Annotated in this window: 12 protein-coding genes; 10 read left to right on the forward strand and 2 right to left on the reverse strand. The window is 30.3% G+C overall.

The genetic code is table 11. The features are described from left to right. Positions 1-89 precede the first annotated feature (89 nt). The 3 genes from uvrB to bcCo53_RS04255 are packed head-to-tail and all read left to right on the forward strand — an operon-like array spanning position 90 to position 8314. Positions 90-2048 (forward strand): excinuclease ABC subunit UvrB, encoded by a 1959-nt coding sequence (uvrB, locus tag bcCo53_RS04245; RefSeq protein WP_025408401.1) that lies wholly within the window; start codon positions 90-92, stop codon positions 2046-2048. Between the two features lie 33 nt (positions 2049-2081). Continuing rightward, positions 2082-4922: an excinuclease ABC subunit UvrA gene (gene uvrA, locus bcCo53_RS04250; protein ID WP_246938347.1), complete on the forward strand. Its 2841-nt coding sequence runs from the start codon at positions 2082-2084 to the stop codon at positions 4920-4922. Next, the gene (locus bcCo53_RS04255; RefSeq protein ID WP_028328142.1) at positions 4877-8314 is read left to right on the forward strand and encodes an LPS-assembly protein LptD; all 3438 of its coding nucleotides are present in this window, start codon (positions 4877-4879) and stop codon (positions 8312-8314) included. Before uvrA ends, bcCo53_RS04255 begins: the two co-directional genes overlap by 46 nt. Positions 8315-8576: 262 nt before the next feature. Here bcCo53_RS04255 and bcCo53_RS04260 read toward each other — a convergent pair whose 3' ends face one another. Both bcCo53_RS04260 and bcCo53_RS04265 read right to left on the reverse strand, forming a co-directional pair. After that, positions 8577-9164, reverse strand: coding sequence for a ribonuclease H family protein (locus bcCo53_RS04260; protein WP_025408403.1), 588 nt, complete (start codon positions 9162-9164; stop codon positions 8577-8579). Positions 9165-9170: 6 nt separating this feature from the next. After that, positions 9171-10757 (reverse strand): transcriptional regulator, encoded by a 1587-nt coding sequence (locus tag bcCo53_RS04265; RefSeq protein ID WP_025408404.1) that lies wholly within the window; start codon positions 10755-10757, stop codon positions 9171-9173. A 154-nt stretch (positions 10758-10911) separates the two neighbouring features. Here bcCo53_RS04265 and arcA point away from each other — a divergent pair, with 154 nt between their 5' ends. The 7 genes from arcA to bcCo53_RS04300 all read left to right on the forward strand — a co-directional run bounded on the left by arcA (position 10912) and on the right by bcCo53_RS04300 (position 20799). After that, complete coding sequence (gene arcA / locus bcCo53_RS04270) at positions 10912-12141, forward strand: arginine deiminase (RefSeq protein WP_025408405.1); 1230 nt, start codon at positions 10912-10914, stop codon at positions 12139-12141. 19 nt (positions 12142-12160) lie between these two features. Further along, positions 12161-13156, forward strand: a complete 996-nt coding sequence (gene argF / locus bcCo53_RS04275) for an ornithine carbamoyltransferase (RefSeq protein WP_025408406.1) — start codon at positions 12161-12163, stop codon at positions 13154-13156. Between the two features lie 53 nt (positions 13157-13209). Further along, positions 13210-14625 carry a YfcC family protein gene (locus bcCo53_RS04280; RefSeq protein ID WP_025408407.1) on the forward strand — a complete coding sequence of 472 codons (1416 nt, stop codon included), beginning with the start codon at positions 13210-13212 and terminating at the stop codon, positions 14623-14625. Positions 14626-14660: 35 nt separating this feature from the next. After that, entirely contained in the window at positions 14661-15602 is a 942-nt protein-coding gene (gene arcC, locus bcCo53_RS04285; protein ID WP_025408408.1) for a carbamate kinase, read from the forward strand. A 1559-nt stretch (positions 15603-17161) separates the two neighbouring features. Then, entirely contained in the window at positions 17162-17959 is a 798-nt protein-coding gene (locus tag bcCo53_RS04290) for a P12 family lipoprotein (RefSeq protein WP_155806841.1), read from the forward strand. Positions 17960-18210: 251 nt separating this feature from the next. Continuing rightward, positions 18211-19320 (forward strand): type ISP restriction/modification enzyme, encoded by a 1110-nt coding sequence (locus bcCo53_RS04295; RefSeq protein WP_281507452.1) that lies wholly within the window; start codon positions 18211-18213, stop codon positions 19318-19320. A 180-nt stretch (positions 19321-19500) separates the two neighbouring features. Next, complete coding sequence (locus bcCo53_RS04300) at positions 19501-20799, forward strand: coiled-coil domain-containing protein (protein WP_025408833.1); 1299 nt, start codon at positions 19501-19503, stop codon at positions 20797-20799. Positions 20800-21083 lie beyond the last annotated feature (284 nt).

Consider the following 21083-nt stretch of genomic DNA (forward strand, 5'->3'; position numbering starts at 1 on the left):
TTATGATTAGATTATAAAATAATAAAATATAAGTATAGAATTAGTTATTTATTATATTTTGATTTATAATCTTTTTACTTGAGGTCTTAATGCGATTTTGTTTAAAGTCTGATTATTTTCCTGCTGGTGATCAACCAAAAGCAATGAAAGAAATTGAGGAGTCTATTCTACTTGGTAATAAATATCAGACTTTAAAGGGTGTTACAGGTAGTGGTAAAACTTTTACAATAGCTAATATTATTAAGGATTTAGAGAGACCGTCTTTGATAATTAGTCATAATAAGACTTTAGCTGCCCAACTTTATAGAGAATTTAAGGGTTTTTTTCCAGATAATGCAGTTGAGTATTTTGTTTCTTATTATGATTATTATCAGCCTGAATCTTATGTTCCATCAAAAGATTTGTATATAGAAAAGGAAGCTACCATTAATGAAGATATTGAAATAAAGAGGATAAGAACAGTAACATCTCTTTCTAGAAGGCGGGATGTTATTGTTGTTGCTACAGTTTCTTCAATTTATGCGTTAGGGTCCCCAGAATTTTTTAAGAGTGCTGCCCATGCTTTTTTTGTAGGGCAAAAGATTTCTATTAAGAAAATAGCGGATATTTTTGTTAAGCTTCAGTATGAAAGAACTCTTATGAATCTTGAACATGATAAGTTTTCTATTAAAGGTGATATCATTGAGGTATGGCCTAGTAATGAACATGGTGATTTTGCATATAAGATTTATTTGGATTTTGATGAAATTGTTAGAATAAACAGGATTAGTCCACTTACAAAAAAGATTTTGGGCACTACTGATGAATTTACTCTTTTTGCTAAGTCTTATTTTGTTATTCCTTATGATAATATAATTGAAGCTCTTCCTAAGATACAAGTTGATTTAGAAATGCAATATAATTATTTTAAGAAAAATGGTAAGCTTGTTGAAGCTGAAAGACTTAAACAGAGAGTGGAATATGATATTGAAATGTTAAGGGAAACTGGATCTTGTCAGGGTATAGAAAATTACTCTAAATACTTTGGTGAGAGTGAAATGGATAGACCTTATTGTCTTTTTGATTTTTTTCCAAAAGATTATTTACTTTTTATTGATGAATCTCATGTTACTTTGCCTCAGTTTAGGGGAATGTATAATGGGGATTATTCAAGAAAACTAAATCTTGTAAATTTTGGATTTAGACTTCCATCAGCACTTGCAAATAGACCTCTTAAATATCATGAATTTGAATCTTTGATTAATCAGGCTGTTTTTGTTTCGGCAACTCCTGGTATTGAAGAGTGTAAAAAGAGTAGTGTTATTGTCGAACAAATAATACGTCCTACAGGTCTTGTTGATCCAGAAATTATTCTTAGAGTTGCAGACGGACAGATGGAAGATATTTATAATGAAATTCAAAAAAGGGTGGCTTTAAATGAGAAGGTTTTAATTACAACTTTGACTAAGAAAATGGCTGAGGATTTAACAGATTATTTATTGAGTCTTGATGTAAAAGCTAGATATTTGCATTCAGAGTTTAATGCTATTGAGAGAGTAGATATTATTATATCTCTTAGAAAATCAGAAATTGATGTTATCGTGGGAATTAATTTGTTAAGAGAAGGTTTAGATATTCCTGAAGTTTCTCTTGTTATCATATTGGATGCTGATAAAGTAGGATTTTTAAGATCTACTACTTCTCTGATTCAAATAATTGGTAGGGCTGCTAGGAACTCAAATGGTTGTGTTATAATGTATTATGATCAAGTAAGTTGTGCAATGCAAAAGGCCATTGAGGAAACTACTAGAAGACGGAATATTCAAATTGAATATAATAAAAAAAATAATATTGTTCCAAAAACTATTATTAAGAAAGTTCAGAATATTTTAGAAAAAGAATTAAAAAATGAATCTGTTAATTATAATATTGAAAAGCTTATTTCCGATGACAAATTATCTAAAAAGAATCTTATCATTAAGCTTAGGTTGAAACTTGAAAAAGCAGTTAGTGATGAAAGATTTGAGGATGCTATCTTTTTGCGGGATAAAATAAAAGAACTTGTTTAAGGGGTGAGATTTTGAAAATGAGGAGTTTGTATTTTGAGGGAAAAAATTACTGTCAGGGGTGCAAGGGAGCATAATTTAAAGAATATTAATGTTGATATTCCGAGGAATAGTTTAGTAGTTATATCAGGAAAAAGTGGTTCTGGTAAATCATCCTTGGCTTTTGATACAATCTTTGCAGAAGGTCAGAGAAGATATATGGAGTCTGTTTCATCTTATGCAAGACAATTTTTAGGGGTAATGAAAAAGCCCAAAGTTGAGTATATAGGAGGATTGTCACCTGCGATTTCAATTGAGCAGAGAACGATAAGCAATAATCCAAGGTCAACTGTTGGTACAATTACTGAAATTTATGATTATTATAGATTGTTATTTGCAAAAATTGGTAAGCCATATTGTCCAAATGATGGGAGTTTAATTGAGGAACAATCTTTAGATAATATGATTAATACTGTTTTAAGTTATGCTGAGGGATCTAAGGTTGTATTGTTTGCTCCTGTTGTTATGGGTGCAAAGGGTACTCATAAAAAAGAGCTTGAAAAAATATTAAATCAAGGGTTTAGTAGGGTAAGAGTAAATTCTCAGGATTATTTAATAGAAGATGCTATTAATTTAAGTTTAAATAAAAATAAAAAGCATAATATTGAAATTATAGTAGACAGGATAAAGTTGAGCAGTGATGCAAGAATTAGGCTTGCAGAATCTATTGAGACTGCTTTATCGGTTTCTAATGGATATTTACGTGTGGAAATTGAAAATGATTTAGAAAAAATAGATAAAATTTTTACAGAACATAATAGTTGTCCTTTATGCGGGTTTTCGCTTCCTATAATAGAGCCAAGGCTTTTTTCGTTTAATAGTCCATTTGGAGCTTGTAGAGAGTGTTCTGGTCTTGGCATTACATTTGATTTTGATTTTGAAAAAATTTGTCCTAATGTTAACCTTTCTTTTAATGATGATGCATTTATTACCTTTAAGCCTAGTTCTTCTTGGGCTTTATCGATTTTTAAGGGACTTGCTAAGTATTATGGTTTTAGTTTAGATACTCCTGTAAAAGGTATTCCTGAAGATATTCTTAGAAAGATTTTGTATGGTTCCAATGAAAAGATAGATTTTGTATATAAGTCTAGAGAGATGGAGAGTAAGGAAATAAAAGGTGGTTTTCATTATTCTAAGGAATTTGAAGGTCTTATTCCTCTTTTAAAGAGACGGTATCTTGCAACTGAATCTGAGAGCGCTAGGTTATTTTATGAAGGTTTAATGTCTCGCAAAATTTGCAATTTTTGCAAAGGTAAGCGATTAAGTCTTGGAGCTTTGTCTGTTAAGTTGTGTGAAAAGAATATTCAGGAACTTAGTAATCTTTCTGTTATAGATTCTTATTCATTTTTTGAAAAGATTGAGCTTGATGAACTTGATGTTAAAATCTCTAAAGAAATTTTAAAAGAAATTAAGAATAGACTTAAGTTTTTAATTGATGTTGGACTTTCGTATTTGTATTTAGATAGGATGTCTGGAACTTTATCAGGGGGTGAGGCTCAACGCATTCGACTTGCCACTCAAATAGGTTCAGCTCTTGCTGGAGTTATTTATGTACTTGATGAGCCTAGTATTGGGTTGCATCAGAGAGATAATGAAAAGTTAATAGGTACTCTTGTTAATTTGAAAGAACTTGGAAATACGGTGATTGTTGTAGAGCATGATGAGCAGACCTTGCGTACTGCTGACTATATTATTGATGTTGGTCCTGGAGCTGGGATTTATGGTGGGGAAATAGTTGCTAAGGGCACTTTATCTGATGTTTTAAATAATGAGCGTAGTCTTACTGGTAAGTATTTAAGCGGTCAACTTAAAATAGAAGTTCCAAAAACAAGACGTAAGGCAGGAAAAGCTGAAATTGTACTATTGAATGCTAATAAAAACAATTTAAAAAATATTAATGTGCATATTCCTTTGGGAGTTTTTACTGTAATAACAGGGGTTTCTGGTAGTGGAAAGAGTACCCTTCTTAATGAAGTATTATATCCTGCTCTTGAGAGTAGGTTAAAATCGAATACAATTTATTTTGATGGTTTTGAAGATATCATTGGGTATGAACAAATTGATAAGGTGATTCAGATAAATCAAAAACCAATAGGTAAGACTCCAAGATCAAATCCTGCGACTTATGTTGGGTTTTTTACAGAGATTAGGGAACTTTTTGCAAAACTTCCAGATTCTAAGGCGAGGGGGTTTAAGGCCGGTCGCTTTTCTTTTAATGTTAAGGGTGGACGGTGTGAAAAATGTCAGGGTGATGGGTATTTAAATATTCAGATGCATTTTTTGCCTGATGTTTTTGTTCCTTGTGATCTGTGCAAGGGTAAGAAATTTAATGAAGAGACTTTAGAGATTAGGTATAAGGGAAAAAATATTTACGATATTTTAGAAATGAGTGTTCTTGAAGCTAAAAATTTTTTTGAAAATATTCCAAAAATTAATCATTATTTAAATATCTTGAAGGAAGTAGGTCTTGAATATATTAAATTGGGTCAAGCGTCAACAACCCTTTCAGGAGGAGAGGCTCAGCGGATTAAATTAGCTTTTGAGCTTGGCAAAAAAAGTACAGGAAAGACTTTTTATATTATTGATGAACCAACAACAGGTTTGCATTTTGATGATATAAGGAAATTGTTAGAGGTATTACAATTGCTTGTTCAAAATGGGAACACTGTAGTTCTGATAGAACATAATTTAGATGTGATTAAACAGGCAGATTATATAATAGACTTAGGTCCTGAGGGTGGAGTATCTGGAGGAAGTATTGTTGTGTCTGGAACTCCTGAAGAGGTTTCAAAATGCAAGAGTTCCTATACGGGAATGTTTTTAAAAAATCTTTTGTAATTCTGTTTTTATTAAGTATTTTTGATTGTTTTATTTTATTTTCTCAAGATGTTAATGATAAGAAAAGTTTGAAAAATCTCACTTTAATGCAAAAAGCTAATTTGAAAGAACTTGAACTGTCTAGTGATGAAGAGTTGAGGAAATGGGCATTAAAAGAAGGTATTGAGGAAAAAGATGTATCTAAGATAAAGTCATTACTCTTGGAAAAATTTGGTATATCTCCTGATCTTTTTTCAAAAGACGGTAAAGATGGGGGCAGATATAAAATAGTCATCGAGAGTACTGATAACCTTGAAAATTTTACTTATGAGATGACTGAAGATGAAAATATCGTCTTTAAAGGCAAAGTTAATCTTATTATTGAAGATATTAAAAATAATAAAAAACATAACATTAAGGGTGATAAAATTATTTTTAATAAAAATACCAAGAAGCTTTTCTCTACTGGGAATGTTAAGTATAAGTTTGATTTAAGTACTGGTGAGAATTTATATTTTTATGGTAGTGAATTATTTATTGATTTTGATTCTCAGAATTTTTTACTCAAGAATGGAGTTATTCAAAAAAAAATTCATAAAAATTTAGTTGATCATATTGTTTCATTTGGAGGAAAAGTTTTAAGGAAATTAGATAATGATACAAATATATTAGAGAATGCTTTTATTACAACTAGTAAGATTCCAGAACCTTATTATTCTATTAGGGCTTCTAAGATATGGATTTTGCCATCTGGGGATTTTGGTATTCTAAATGCTTTGTTTTATATAGGGAGAGTGCCTATATTTTATCTTCCATTTTTTTTTAAACCAGGTGATAGTTTGTTTTTTAATCCGTCTTTAGGATACTTTGCAAGGAAAGGTCTTGCGCTTTTTAATACTGTATATTTACTTGGTCAAAAATCTGTTGATCCTGACAAGTCTTCTTTTTTAGATTTTGATTTTCATTTCGCACAAAATTCAGATAAAAAAGCTTATATTAGAAATGGTTATTTAACTTATTTCTTTGCAGAGGATGTTGTTTTTAAAGTTAATAAAGACTATGTTAAATTGCTTTTTGATATTTATTCTAATTTGGGATTTTATTCAGGTGTTGATTTTAATTTAAGTAGTACTTTAGATTTTTTTAAAACTTTTGAGGGTAGTTTTGGCATAGGTTTGACAAGGACTATACATAAGCATAATTTCTCAGGTGTCTATCGTCCTTTTGCAAGGGATAGTATCAATTATTCACTTTTTAGTTTTGATAATATAAATAGGGGTGACATATTTGGGTTTGAGGTTCCATTTAGGTATTTGTTTAAATCTAAATCCGAATTTTTAATCAGTGATGCACTTTTTTCAGTGATTTTTGAGCATTATTCAGATCCTTATGTGATGCTTGACTTTAAGGATAGATTAGAGAGTGCAACATTTTTTTCCATTTTGAGTCCTCTAAAAGATTCATCAGAAACTTCAAATATAATAAGGACATTTGATTGGAAATTGTCTTCTTTTTATAATCGAACTTTTGATAATAATTCTCTTATTGATTATAGATTAAATAATCTTGGATTTACTTTTAAACTAGCAGATTATGATAATATCTACGGAAAAAATGGTAGGGAACCTAAAGATATTCGGGATCCAACTAGAAAATGGTTTTATTTAGAGAGAATTTACCTACCTTATATTGAGTTAAATTTTCAGAGAGATCTTTATAATAGGAATTGGGCTTTGTCTTCTGTTTCTAAGGATAAGGAAATAATTATGTTGCCCAAAGTCAAAGATATTGGGGATGATGTTGAGGATGGGAAGGATGATGGTGCCAAAAAATCTGAGGGAAAGAAAGATTTGACCAAAGATTTATATTTGTCTCCTAAGCCAATTGTCTTGAATGAGCTTAATAAGCAAGATTCTTTTTATATAAGACTTGGCATTAATCCTTATTTGAAAAATAATATATTTTTTGATGCTTCTAATATTAAGTCTCCCCAGGAGTTTAAATATGATGTTAAGACCTATTTGTTTGATGTTAAAAATAAAATAGATTTAAAATTTTATGCTGATTTTTATAATCGCTTTATTACTTTTGAAGATGTTTTGTATCTTAATACTATTGAGTATAATCCCTTAGGCAAAGATTATAATTTAGTTGATAAGGATAAAAAGAGCGAGCATTCAGTTATTAATAAAATAAATTTAAATTTATTTCCTTTCATGATGTATCCTGCTTTTTCTCGAAGTAGTGTTAAGCTTGAAAACAAAGTTACTATTTATTCATTTGACAAAAAGTATGATAGAGATTCTAAAATATTGAGTGGTAAAAGTAATACCGTTTTTTGGAAAAGTCCTGAAACTTTTCATCAAGAATTTAATATTGGTTTAATTTATGACTATAGATTTTTTACTACTAGTCTTTCAAGTGTACTGAAAAATACTTTTGAACATATGCATGCTGCTTCTAAGCTTAAGTTTACATTGGAATTTCCTTATTTATTACAAGAAGTAGGTGTTGGCATTAAATATGATAAAAAATTTAATGATGACAATAATAAGTCTTCTCTTAAAAAGACATCTGTTCAAAGATCTTTAAGTCCCTTGTCTCCTTATAAAGATTTGAAGATGAATCCTGCTTTATATTATAGGATAGAGCCAAGATATTTAGATTATTTAAAACTTGTTTTTCTGGCTGCTTATGATCCTTTAATCAATGGAATATCTGAACTTTTATTTAAGATTAATGCTTATGATTTTAGATTTGAATTTGAGATGAAAAATGATTTTGAGTATATATATGATAAACTGCTTGGAGATTTTGAGAAGGTGAGTTCTACAACTAAGATTATTCCGTATTCTTTGATGTTGCAGTACAAAAAAGATTTATATGATTTTAAATTTTTTGATGAGAAATTTAAAATTGGACTAGGAACAGATATTGGGTGGAAGATGAATTTGCAAAAATTTGTCGATAATGAACTTTGGGCTGAATTTACTTTGAAGTTTAAGTATACTAAATTTTTTGAGTTGAATTTTTCCACTCGTTCTATTAATACAAAAACTTTTAGATACTTTGGGGGCTACATGAGACAGCTTGATCTTGAATCTGTTAATCTTTTTGCAGATCTGTTTAAGTCATTTAATTTCTTTAATGTTCAGGATAGAAAGGATTCATTATTTAAAATTAAGAAAATTAGTACGAGCTTTAAATTTAATTTTTATGATTGGAAATTTGTTGGAGAGTATAGTTTAAGTCCAGATATTTTAAAGGATAATAGCGGTAGGTATTCTGCTATTTGGAGAAATAATTTTTCAATTTATATTTCTTGGAATTTCTTTGAGCCTATTAAGTCGTCATTTGAAAATAATTCAAGTACTAATTATGAACTTTTAGTTAACCGTAAGTCTAAGAAATAATAGGAAGTTTTTAGCGAATAATACCTGATAATGTCTATTGTAAGTGTTTTTTTATAAATTTGGACTTTGTTATATTTGCATAATTTTTGATATTAGGATGTCAATGGTGTGGGTTAATATTAATTTCTATTATGCGATGTTCTTAGAATTTAAATTTTTATTTTATCAGTTAATTTATTTATAGGAACTTATGGAGCAGCATTTTTGTGCATGTTGAAAAGTATTTTTTTCAGTATGTGTTTAGTTTTATATAAGTATTGTTTTACTTTTTGTGAAAACCAAGATCTGCGATATTGTTATCTCCTGATATCAATAATACTTCTCCCCCTTTTTCCTCGAAAATATGTCTTAATTTAGTCACATTTTGAATTAATTTGATAGTATTTGTGTTTAAGTTTTTGTTGAAAAATCCTTTAGACCAATAGTCAATTACAAGTTTACTGTCTCCAAATATTTTTTTTTGCTCTTCTTGTAGTGCTATCTTGAGCGCTATATATAATCCTAAGAGTTCGCCATAATTGTTGCTAATCCCATCAAAATTTTTGACATAATAATTGTTATGCTCATTAATTAGATTTTGATCGATTACCTTATTTATTATGGATATTCCTTTTTCATTAACAACTTTAATTTCGACTCCTTTGCCTCTTCCAGTGCCAGAGTCAAAGTATATTCCTGTTGGGTAAACGTCTCTTTTTCCATCTCTTGAGAGCCAATTTTTTGCCTCTTCTTTTGTTTTGAAGCTTTTTATTTTATTTTTTTGTCCTGTAATTGTTTTTTTGCATTCTTCCCAAGATGTAAAGATCATTTTTTCCTTGTCGTTTAATATGCATGCATAATATTTTTTCATGTTGAATTAACTTCCTAGACACCAAGCATTAATTATATTGCAAGGGCTGCCAAATCTTTTTGAATTTGCACTTTTCATTTCTATTGAATCTTTGATTTCTTTATTATACCCAATAAATTTTTCTCTAAGAGTTGGTTTAATGATTCTTTTTGGTAGCATACTGGGAAATATTCCTGATATTGTATATGACATATAAAAATCGTAAGCAGCCGCGTTTATTTCTCCAGGAGTCACTACCCCAGATACTTCATAATTTCTTGAGACATTAAGACCAGCCATTCTGTATGTTGTGTCAACTACTAGTGAACAATAAGTTTTATGGTGAATCTCTTCAAGATTCATTGAGTCAGTCCACATGTTAGAAGATAGCAGGGGTACCATATACCCAAAATTATTGTCAACATATCTGTTTCTGGCAAAATTTATTGCTTTTTGAATAGTTCTTTTATCTGTTATGGGTGAAAATATTTTTAATATCCTTGATTGTACATAAGTTGTAAGTTTTTCATAACCTGAACCCTGAACAGATGCTGTGTCGAATTTGATTTGATTGCTTGTGATTACTGATTTTATGTCAAAGCTGTTTTCTCCTTTAAAGGCAATTTTTTTTGTATTATCATACTTATCAGCATCGAATATTCCTGTGTGTTGCCAAAAATAGAAGAAGTCAGTCCAATCTATTTTTGGTTTTATTAGCAGTATGTCTCCATTTGATAGTATGGATCTTAGTTTTTGAGGTGTTATTTCCATTCCTGTTTCTGGATCTATGATATTAGGGATTAAGCTGTGATTGTTATTTGAGTGTTGTGATTCTTTTGGATAATATGAGTTATTATATTCGTCAGCAATTTTTTGTTTTTGTAATATTTCTTTTATTTTATTGTTTTCAATTTGTAAGTGAAGCATAAATTTTGTAAAGTATTGTTTGTCTTTAATTTTTAATAATTGATTTGCTATTATGTGGGGCGATATGTATTCTATTCCATTGATTATATCTTTGTTGACAGTATAATTATTTTTGATTGCTTTAGGGAAAAAAGAATTAATATTTTCAATGGGTATATATCCCATATTTTTTTCATAGAATATTTCTTCTAGTGATGCTAGAATTTCTCTTTCTAAATGTATTTGTGATTCTGTTAACTCTGTAAAGTTTTTATCAAGTGAGTTTGGTTGGATTTCATCAAATTTTTTTCTAAAACTTGTATCAACTTTAATGATTAAATATCCATTTACATTACTTTGTTCAAGAAATTTTTTCCATTCTTGTGAATTATTTAGGTGTCTTTGGTAAGCTAGTAGGTAATTTTTTATTTCTTCTATTTTTTGGGGGCTTATTTTTAAATCTACTGCTAGTGTTTTTAATAAATTGGGAGATTCTGTGTGTTCTAGTATTGTGTCTATTAGATGTGTTGGTATGTGATAGGTAGTGTATGTCATATTAGTTACGAGGGCATGGTTAGGTGGATAGTGGTGTGTTAATAGTATATTATTTGAACTTTTATTTTGCTGTGCACTGTTGCTAAATAAAGAACATGAGCTTATTAGGTATAGGTTTATTAAATTGATAAATATATATGTAACATATTGCATGTCAATATTTTATCATATTGAATTAATTATTATACCCTTTGTTTTTTTTATAGGTTTTAATTATGTTGATTTTTTATTCTTTAAGTTTTAATATATTAATTAATTTTAATTAAATTAAAAATTTTTAAAATTTTTTAAAACAGAGGTTTTTGTTATGCAATATTCAAAACCAATAAATGTATTTTCAGAAATAGGTCGTTTAAAGAGGGTTTTGCTACATAGGCCAGGGGGGGAATTAGAAAACCTAACTCCTTCAATAATGAAGCGGTTATTGTTTGATGATATTCCTTATCTTGAAGTGGCGAGGCAAGAACATGATGCTTTTGCGGATATTTTAAGGAATAATGGAGTTGAGGTTGTTTATATTGAGGATTTAATGAGTGAGACTATTTCTAAGTGTGATGGTATTAAAGAACAGTTTATATCTCAATTTATTCTTGAAGCAGGGATTAGGACTGAAAATAAGACTAAAGCTTTGAAAGATTATTTTTATAATATGTCTGTTGAAGATATGATTTTAAAGATGATAGCTGGGATTACAAGGGATGATCTTACGCATTATAAATCTAATTCTCTGAATTCTTTAGTAAACAGTGAATATCCTTTAATTGTTGATCCTATGCCCAATATGCTTTTTACAAGAGATCCTTTTGCGAGTGTTGGTCATGGTATAACAATAAATAGGATGCAAACTAGGACTAGACGTAGGGAAACAATATTTGCAGAATATATTTTTAAATATCATCCTATTTATAGAGACAATGTTCCTATATGGTATACTAGGGATGAAGATACTGCGCTGGAGGGGGGGGATGAGTTAGTTTTAAGTCGGGAAGTTTTAGCCATTGGTGTTTCTGAGAGAACAGAATCTGAATCTGTTGAAAAAGTAGCCCGCAACCTTTTTGAACAAAAAACATCTTTTAATACTATTTTAGCTTTTCAAATTCCTCAAAGTAGGGCTTATATGCATTTAGATACGGTTTTTACCCAAATAGATCATAATACTTTTACAAGTTTTACTAGTGATGATATGAAATTTACAATTTATGCTTTGACTTATGATTTTGGTTCTGGCAGTATTAAGGTTAAAAGTGAAAAGGCTAAATTGGAAGATATTTTAGGATTCTATCTTGGATGTAAGGCTAATATAATAAAGTGTGCTGGAGGAGATTTGATTCATGGGGCAAGGGAACAGTGGAATGATGGTGCTAACACTTTGGCAATAGCACCTGGGGAAGTAGTAGTTTATTCTAGAAATCATGTAACTAATAGGTTGCTAGAAGAATTTGGGATTAAGGTTTATATAATTCCCTCTAGTGAGCTTTCACGAGGAAGGGGAGGACCTAGATGTATGTCTATGCCTTTGATAAGGGAAGATATTTAGTTTAATGGGGGATATATTTATGTATAATTTACAAGACAATTTACGAAACAAAAGTTTTTTAAGGCTTTTGGACTTTACTCAAGAAGATATTAGATATTTACTTGATTTATCTCATAGTTTAAAGAAAGCTAAGTATTCAGGACTTGAAGAACAAAAGCTTAAGAGAAAAAATATAGCTATAATTTTTGAGAAAGATTCAACAAGGACAAGGTGTGCATTTGAAGTTGCTGCTTATGATCAGGGCGCCCATGTTACTTATTTAGGGCCATCAGGTAGTCAGATAGGTAAAAAGGAGTCGATAGCAGATACTGCAAGAGTATTGGGGAGAATGTATGATGCTATTGAATTTAGAGGGTTTGATCAAAAATCTGTTGAAGATTTAGCTAAGTATTCTAATGTTCCAGTTTATAATGGCTTAACAGATGTTGCCCACCCAACCCAAGTACTTGCTGATTTTATGACTATTGAAGAGCATAAAGGATGTTTGAAAAATTTGAAGATGGTATTTTGTGGCGATGGTAGAAATAATGTTGCTAGTTCTTTAATGGAGGGATGTGCTATTATGGGAATGGATTTTAGGATATTTGCACCAAGAGAACTTTACCCAGATCCAGAATTGGTAGCTAAGGTAAGATTGATAACTGATAAGAGTGGTGGCAATATTACTATTTCTAGTTGTATGGAAGAAACAGTTGGGGATGCTGATATTGTTTATACTGATGTTTGGGTGTCTATGGGTGAAACTAATTGGAATGAGAGAATTAAATTGTTAAAACCATATCAAGTGAATAGTAAACTTATGAAATTGGCAAAGGAGGATGCGGTATTTATGCATTGTTTGCCTGCTTTTCATGATTTAAATACGGTGCTTGGTAATGAAATATTTGATAAGTATGGTCTTGAAGGTATTGAAGTTACTCATGATGTCTTTGAAAGCGGCCAATCTGTTGTTTTTGATGAGGCTGAGAATAGATTACATACTATTAAGGCTGTAATGGTTGGAACTTTGGGATAATTAGTGTATAAATTTTAGATTATGCTAATTTAAAGTTTATTAGGAGAGATAAGATGGTTAAGAAGAGTAAAATGCCAAGTAGTTTTACAATAATATTTGCTTTAATAGTATTTATGACTATATTGACTTATGTGGTTCCTGCTGGTGAATTTTCTAAGGAAATGAAAGAAGTTAATGGAAATTTACAAGAAGTTGTTGTGGCTGGAACTTATCGTACAGTAGAAAGGGCTTCTAGAGGATTTTTAGATGGTATTTTTACTATTTTAACAGCAATGGCTAAAGGTATGGAGCATGCTGTTGAAGTTATTGTATTTGTTTTGATTGTTGGTGGGGCTTATGGAGTTATTTTAGGAACTGGTGCTGTTGATGCGGGAATAGCTGCAGCAATTAAGAAAATGGGAAATAAGGATAAACTTTTGATACCATTAATGATGTTTGTTTTCTCCATAGGAGGGACCATAACAGGTATGTATGAGGAGACTCTTCCATTTTATCTTATTATGATCCCATTAGTAATAGCCTTAGGCTATGATAGTATTGTAGCTGTTGCAATTATTGGATTGGGTGCTGGTGTTGGAACTATGGCATCTACTATTAATCCATTTGCTACAGGAATAGCAGCAGCAATAGCTGGTATTGAAATAAAGGATGGTTTTTATTTCCGTATTATTTTATATATAGTTTCTGTGTTTACAGCTATAGTTTATGTATTGATATATGCGATTAGGGTAAAGGAGGATCCTAAGAGATCTATAGTGTATGAACAAAGAGAGGACCATTATAATGTGTTTGTTAAAAGTAAGATGGGAGATAAGGGTAATAGTATGCCGGAGTTTACAAATAGACGAAAGATTGTATTGGTTTTATATGGAGTGATGATTGTATTTTTAATATATAGTATTTTAGAGCTTAGTTGGTGGATGCAAGAGATGACAATGTTATATCTTGGTACAGCAATTTTATCAGCGTTTATATGTAAGATGAGCGAATTACAGATGTGGGAAACATTTGTAGAGGGAGCTAAAGATATGATGACAGCCGCGCTTATTATAGGTATGGCTCGAGGAGTGATGATAATAGCTGACGAGGGAATGATTACGGGAACGATATTAAATGCAGCATCAGAATTTTTGTATGGGGTACCTAAAGGTATGTTTATAATATTAAATGAGCTTGTACAGATGTGTATAGGTTTTATTGTTCCTTCATCATCAGGTCATGCAAGTCTAACGATGTCAATGATGGCTCCATTAGCCGATTTTTTAGATATGCCAAGATCATCAGTTGTTTTGAGTATGCAAACAGCATCAGGTCTAGTTAATTTATTAACTCCAACAAGTGGGGTTATAATGGCGGTATTGGGTATTGCAAGGATCAGTTATGGTAGTTGGTTTAAATTTGTGATGCCAATATTTTTGATTGAATTTGTAATATGTATTTTAGTGATAATGGCAAATGTGTATTTATAATATATATAAATTAGATATAAATTAGGGGAATATTTATGAGTAAAAGAATTGTGGTAAGTCTTGGAGGTAATGCATTAGAAGATGGAGGTGGAACATTTTGTGAGCAATTAGCAAAAATAGAGAGTAGTGTCTGTGGAATAGTAGATTTGATAGAATATGGATATGAAGTAGTGATCAGCCATGGTAATGGTCCGCAAGTAGGAAGGATTTTATTAGAGAATGAGATGTGTAAGGAAACACCATTGGCACCGCTTGATGTGTGTGTTGGTATGAGTCAAGGGATGATAGGGTATTATATTGAACAGTCACTTAGGAATGAGATGTGTAAACGAGGGATTAGACGCAGAGTAGTAGTAGTACTTACTCAAGTCTTGGTAGATAAGGAAGATGAAGGTTTTAAAAGTCCTAGCAAACCTATTGGACCATTTTATAGTAAGATTAGAGCGGAGGAGCTTGAGAGTAAGGGATATGTTTTAATAGAAGATAGTGGAAGAGGGTATAGGCGAGTTGTGGCATCACCCAGACCAATTGAGATTATAGAAATTGAAGAGATAGGTGAGTTGATAGACAAAGGCTGTATAGTTATTGCATGTGGAGGGGGTGGTATACCTGTTATAAGAGATGAGGAAGGAATCATTAAGGGAGTAAGTGGAGTAATTGATAAAGATTTTGCATCATCTAAATTAGGACAGGATATAGGAGCAGATAAGTTATTGATCATTACTGCTGTTGATCAGGTCGCATTAAATTTTAGAAAGGTAGATGAAATTTTACTTCATAAGGTAAGTATTGTTGATTTAGAGAGATATATGGGAGAAGGACATTTTGCATCAGGGTCCATGTTGCCTAAAGTAGAGGCAAGTGCTGCATTTGTAAAGTCCAGAGAAAATAGGGCAGCAATTATTACATCACTGAATAAAGTTATTGAAGGAATACATGGTGTAGGAGGCACAATAATAACTAGTGAGGGAATGTAGGAGCTATTATTATATCGTTGATAAGCTTTTTGATGATAGTGTGGGACCGTGCTTACATTTATTTTTAATTTTGTTTCAGGTTACAGTGCATAGAATTTCAATTAAGGGTTTGATGCATGTTTCTATGAGTGATTATGAGGTTAAGGTAAATTTCAGGATTTGGCTCATAAAGAATTGGATGTTCAAGATCTTTAAACACTGAAGTTATTTACTATATATAGCCTTTTAAAAGTTCGTCCATAAGAACAAGCCTGAAGTAATGTTTGTGCCAATGATTTCCGAAATCTTTTAAAAAAGATTTGCAGGTCCGTGTGCCTGATGGTGATTATATTCATGCTTCAATGGGGGCAGCATGAGTTATTCATTGTCATCAACAAGCAGTTGTTGAGATTACTATTACAAATTAAGATTAATTTTGACTTAAAGTTTAAAAGGCATTTACTAAGATACTTTATGGAGTAAGACCATTTAAAACCGTTAAACATGCAGCTGATGTTTTCATTATTGCTATAAATAGTTCATTAACAGTTTATACTGATGATTTTGTTAACATCGTATCTAAATTTGATTCTAATACTTTTATCTCTGCTGCTTACAATTTTGCTACCGCTGCTAAAACTTTAAATAAAGAAGTTAATATTGCAGCTCTTATTCCTATTATTGGTACACTAAGAATTATGACTTTCCAATTAGACAACTAAATGCTTATTATACATTACTTTTAAACATAAGAGCTTATAATAAGAACGTATAGAATATAAACCCTATGTTATAAAAAGTTTTTTCCAAACACTCATCCGCAATTAAAAAGAATATATCCTTACAGTTTAAAAACACCTTTAAATTTGGTTATTGAATTATATGTTTCCTCTCTTAGATTACCTGCATTAATTAAATATTGAGTTTCAATATCAAATATATACCATTTACTTTAATATTAAATAAATGCTCAAAACTATACCTAGTTACTCACTTACTAATTAAAGTTAATCTTAAAAATCACTTATCTCTAAGGTAGAAAAAGCTTTAGCAATTCAACAATCTCCTATAATATTATTTCTTAGTACAAAATTTAATGACCTAAAATCCAGTAAGCATATCAGGAAAAGAAGTAAAAACACCTAAAAAGCCATTACCTAAATTAGCCATTGAGAATAAGAATTTTTTTTCTCAAGTTCTTCTACTTTCTCCCCTAAATTGTTAAAAGAAAGGAATAGAGAGATAAACATGCTAAAGATCTAATTGGTAATGTTGCTATTAAAGGTTCTAATATTGGTGGGATATCCCCAGCATCAAGTTTACACCCAAATTTCCCAAGTACCACGCTTCTTACTATACTCTTTATTCCTTCTACTAGTTCATTAACTTTATTACCAGTAGATCCTAAAAAGGTAGAGGATACTACTCCTGAACGTAGTTCTTCTGGAAATGATGGTGCATTTAAATTATTTGTAATTAGGGTCTAGTTTTATTCTAAGGAATTCAGTTGTTCCCCAATCGGTTAGTTAAGTTGCGCAATGAGTTAAATGTAGAAAGGTCTAATCTTGGAAGGCTTATGAATTGAAGTTGAGGTAGGACTTAGCGGGTTAGGAGCAGCAAAATCATTGTTTGAGAAGTTACAAAAGACTTTAAAAGAATCTATGACTGAAAGATTAAGGAATAAACATAGAAGTTATTGGGCAAAAAAAGTAGATAGTGATTTATTAGCTAGGTATTCACAACTTGAAGGGGGAAGTGCTTTAAATCAATTAGAATCTGCTGTTTTAAAGCTAACTGGTGCAATAGTAAGTGCAGATAAGGCAGAAGTTGAGGATGAAAGTCAGTATGGTATGAATGATGAAGTGTTTAAAGAAGTAATAAATGAATCTAATCAGAAGCCATTATATGATGATTCTAATAGGGAGTTAAGAAGATTATTCTATTCATCTTTGTTCTATAATAAAGAAAAAATAAAAGATTTTGTAGAAATTCTAAAGAAAATAGAATCGGATATTAAAAATAAGGGAACATGGATTATAGATATAATGAATGCTGTAATAGGACCTCTTCAATTTAACTTTGAGAAAGTAATTAATAAGTTGGAAGAGAATCAGGGCAACCTAGAGAAATTAAGTCTTGATGATTTAAGAGAAATTAAATCAAAACTTGAAGAGATTCAATTACAAAGATTAACTTGGAGAAAAAGTGTAGATGCTATTATAGCAGCTTATAAAGCAAAGAAAGAAAGTATTGATTCTGACAGTGAAAAATTGATAAATCATATTAGTGAAGGATATAAAAATCTTATTACAGTTAAGATACCAGGAATGAAAGGAGTGTCTGATAAGATTTTATCTTTAATAGATAAAATTAGGTAATTTTAAATTGTATTAAAATATAGGAATATAGGTTATATTATATGACCTATATTCCTATTTGTTATTTAAAGTAAATAGGTTATTTATCTATAAAAAATAGACTTCAAAAATATGAATTCTTAAACACAAATGATATTTTTAGTATTGATTTTGAACAGCTTAAGACTACACCTCCTTATTATTTTTTTGTAAAAAGAAATGTAGAGAATAAAGATATTTATAATAAGGGGATTTCACTTGAAGATATTTTTATCACTTATAACAGCGGATTGAAACTTGTAAGAGAAAATGTGACACTTGATTTTACTAAAGATGCGCTTTTAGCTAAACTGCATGACTTTGCTTATCTTGATGAACAAACTGCTAGAGATAAGTATAAGCTAACTCAAGATTCTAGAAATTGGAAGTTACCAATTGTTCAACAATTTTTAAAATCTGTAAATATCAATGCAAAGTATGTTAAAAGCATAGTTTATAAGCCGTTTGATGTTAGATATACTTACTATACTGATAGAAAAAAAGGTATTGTAGAAAGGTCGGGTTATTCAATTAATAAACATATGTTAAGCATTGATGATAATGTAGCATTGTTATCAACAAGATGTCTAGCAACAGAAGTATTTAAACATAATTTTGTTATTTCAGGTGGTTTTACTGCAACGGGACGATGTTTGAAGGAGAATCAAGTAAGTGGAGAGACTTGTTATATATTCCCATTATTTATTATAGAGGAACAAAAGTCTTTATTAGAAAGTTCAATGAAATCAAATTTTAAAGAAAGTTTTATAAGTTTTATTAATGAAAAGTACCATAAACAATTTCAACCACAAGAGATATTGGGATATATTTGTGCAATATTAAGTTCAAATATCTATAGAACAAAATTCAATGAGTTTTTAAGAATTGACTTTGCAAAAATCATTTTTGTAGATTCAGTGAAACTATTTGAAAAACTTAGTAAATTAGGAATGAATCTAATTAATGCACAATTATTTAGAAATTTAATTGATTTAGATAAGAGTGTTGGTGTTCATATATCAAAAGTCAATGAAAAACGTATTGTAGAAAAAGTTGAATACTTGAAAGACAAAAAAGAACTTATTTATAGTGATAATTGTAAATTTATAAATGTGCCTTTTAAGGTATATGAATTTAGTATTGGTACTTATAGAGTGCTTAAAAATTATCTTAGATTTAGAAAGGGAAGAGAATTAAGTAATGATGAAATTGCACACCTTGAGAATGTGATTAGGGTAATTAATTATACGTTTGATATTCAAGAACAGATTGACTTGATAATTTGTAATTTACAAGAATTTAGTAGTAATGATGACTTATCAAGTTTGTCATTGGTAAGTTAGAAACTTATCTAAGGACAGGCTAAAGTAAAAATATTATGATGTCATAGTGAAATTTTATATTAATTGAATGAATTTATTTGAAATTTAAAAAAGAGGTGTATACTTATCAGTAATTCTTGTATTTCAATATAGATACTTAATAATGAAATAATTTTTTTTGATGTTCTAGTTGAGGGGATCATGAATAAAAATGTTTTGGCAGTATGTGTTTTGACACTATTATGTTTTCTATCATGTCATATGGCTTTACTTGATAGATTGATCGGAGTAGTAAGTGAAAGATTTTCAGAAGAAGAATATTATTTAGGTTTATTAAAAGAAAGTAAAGAGGGCGAAGAAGATCAATCGGATGTTATTATAAATGCTGGAAAAAAGTTTAAAGTACTAGGTGTTGTAGGTATTCCCAAAAAAGGTATGACACAGCCATTACAGTCTGTATCTCAAGTTGGTGAAGCATTAAATCAAAAACAACAAAAGGTAGAATCTGTTGTGACTAAGGTTATGGGATCTGATATTTCAAATCCAGCAGAGGCTGCTTTGGAAAGTGTAAAAAATTTATCTGAAAATAATATTTCTACAACAACGGTTAGTCAGTCATCTTTGGAGAAGCAACTTTTGGCGCAACAAACTGAAGATAGTAGTAAAAATATTTTCAATAAAGGTGAAGAAGAGAAGCGATCTGATAAAAGAGTGATAGATGGAGCACCACAGTCTGATCAACCTCAACAAGTTGCTGAGCCTCAATCTGTTGAATTGGTGCAAGAGGTGGAATATTCTGCTAAAGAGACTGAGTCAGAAAAAATTAAGAATGAAATAGATTCTGCTTTAACACAGATTGGTTCATTTAGTGATAGTTTTAACAAAAAGTTGTCAGAACTTGAGGGGTATAAATCTAAGATTTCTGATGCAAAGTCTAGGGTGAAAACTTTGAATCATCATCAGGAAGCAAAGACAGTTTTAGATGAAATTGTGGTTCAAAGATTTAAGAAGGATGGGATAGTGAATTTAGAGCAATTTGTAGAGCGATTAAGTGAGAATATTATGAAGAATATAAGTGTTGCAAGTGCTTTATATAAGGAACAACTTGATAGATTAGTAAAGGCAAAGTCGGAAGCTGAGAGTGCAAAGCAAAATTCCATTGATTCTTCTTCTGATATTATGTCAAAGGCAAAAGATAGATTGGACAGTGCGATTGAAGAAATAATATCTGGCAACAAAAGTGCGAGTGCAAGGTCTGCTCGTCAAAAGGTAGTGAAAGCGTATGGTGTTTTCGAAGAGTTCATTTGGCGTGTAAAAAAAATTGATAGTATTGTTAGAGCTGGTTCATATACTAATCTAGCTACTCAATGGAAATATGGTGCTCTATACTTGGAGAAATTTGCTCAGAAAGGTATTACTTATGATAAGCTAAAGGAAGATACTGAGCGAGAGATGGAGAGATTTGTAGATAACAATTTTGACTATTTTCTAGGTAATTAAAGAAAGATGTTTATGTAAGTATTTATTCTATATTATTGATGAAGGGGGGAGACATTCTATTAAGAATGTCTCTTTTAAGTTTTATTTAAATTAGGTTATGTAATTTGTAAGTTACAAATATCGGGATTATTTATATTAGGAAAATCAGTTTTGTTTTAATTTTATTTCTGTTAGTTAGTTGAGGGAAATATGATTTTGCTTGGTATATATGAGGGAATTTTATTTGAGGAAACTTTGTTCAATATTATTAGCCAAACACTTATGTACTAAAAACAAATTATATA

This window comes from Borrelia coriaceae (assembly GCF_023035295.1).
In the GTDB taxonomy this organism is placed as follows: domain Bacteria; phylum Spirochaetota; class Spirochaetia; order Borreliales; family Borreliaceae; genus Borrelia; species Borrelia coriaceae.

Coding starts and splice junctions, on each gene's coding strand:
- arcA (WP_025408405.1), top strand. CDS start 10,912: ATGCAATATTCAAAACCAATAAATGTATTTTCAGAAATAGGTCGTTTA.
- uvrB (WP_025408401.1), top strand. CDS start 90: ATGCGATTTTGTTTAAAGTCTGATTATTTTCCTGCTGGTGATCAACCA.
- bcCo53_RS04260 (WP_025408403.1), bottom strand. CDS start 9,164: ATGAAAAAATATTATGCATGCATATTAAACGACAAGGAAAAAATGATC.
- arcC (WP_025408408.1), top strand. CDS start 14,661: ATGAGTAAAAGAATTGTGGTAAGTCTTGGAGGTAATGCATTAGAAGAT.
- bcCo53_RS04265 (WP_025408404.1), bottom strand. CDS start 10,757: ATGCAATATGTTACATATATATTTATCAATTTAATAAACCTATACCTA.
- argF (WP_025408406.1), top strand. CDS start 12,161: ATGTATAATTTACAAGACAATTTACGAAACAAAAGTTTTTTAAGGCTT.
- bcCo53_RS04300 (WP_025408833.1), top strand. CDS start 19,501: ATGAATAAAAATGTTTTGGCAGTATGTGTTTTGACACTATTATGTTTT.
- bcCo53_RS04255 (WP_028328142.1), top strand. CDS start 4,877: ATGCAAGAGTTCCTATACGGGAATGTTTTTAAAAAATCTTTTGTAATT.
- bcCo53_RS04280 (WP_025408407.1), top strand. CDS start 13,210: ATGGTTAAGAAGAGTAAAATGCCAAGTAGTTTTACAATAATATTTGCT.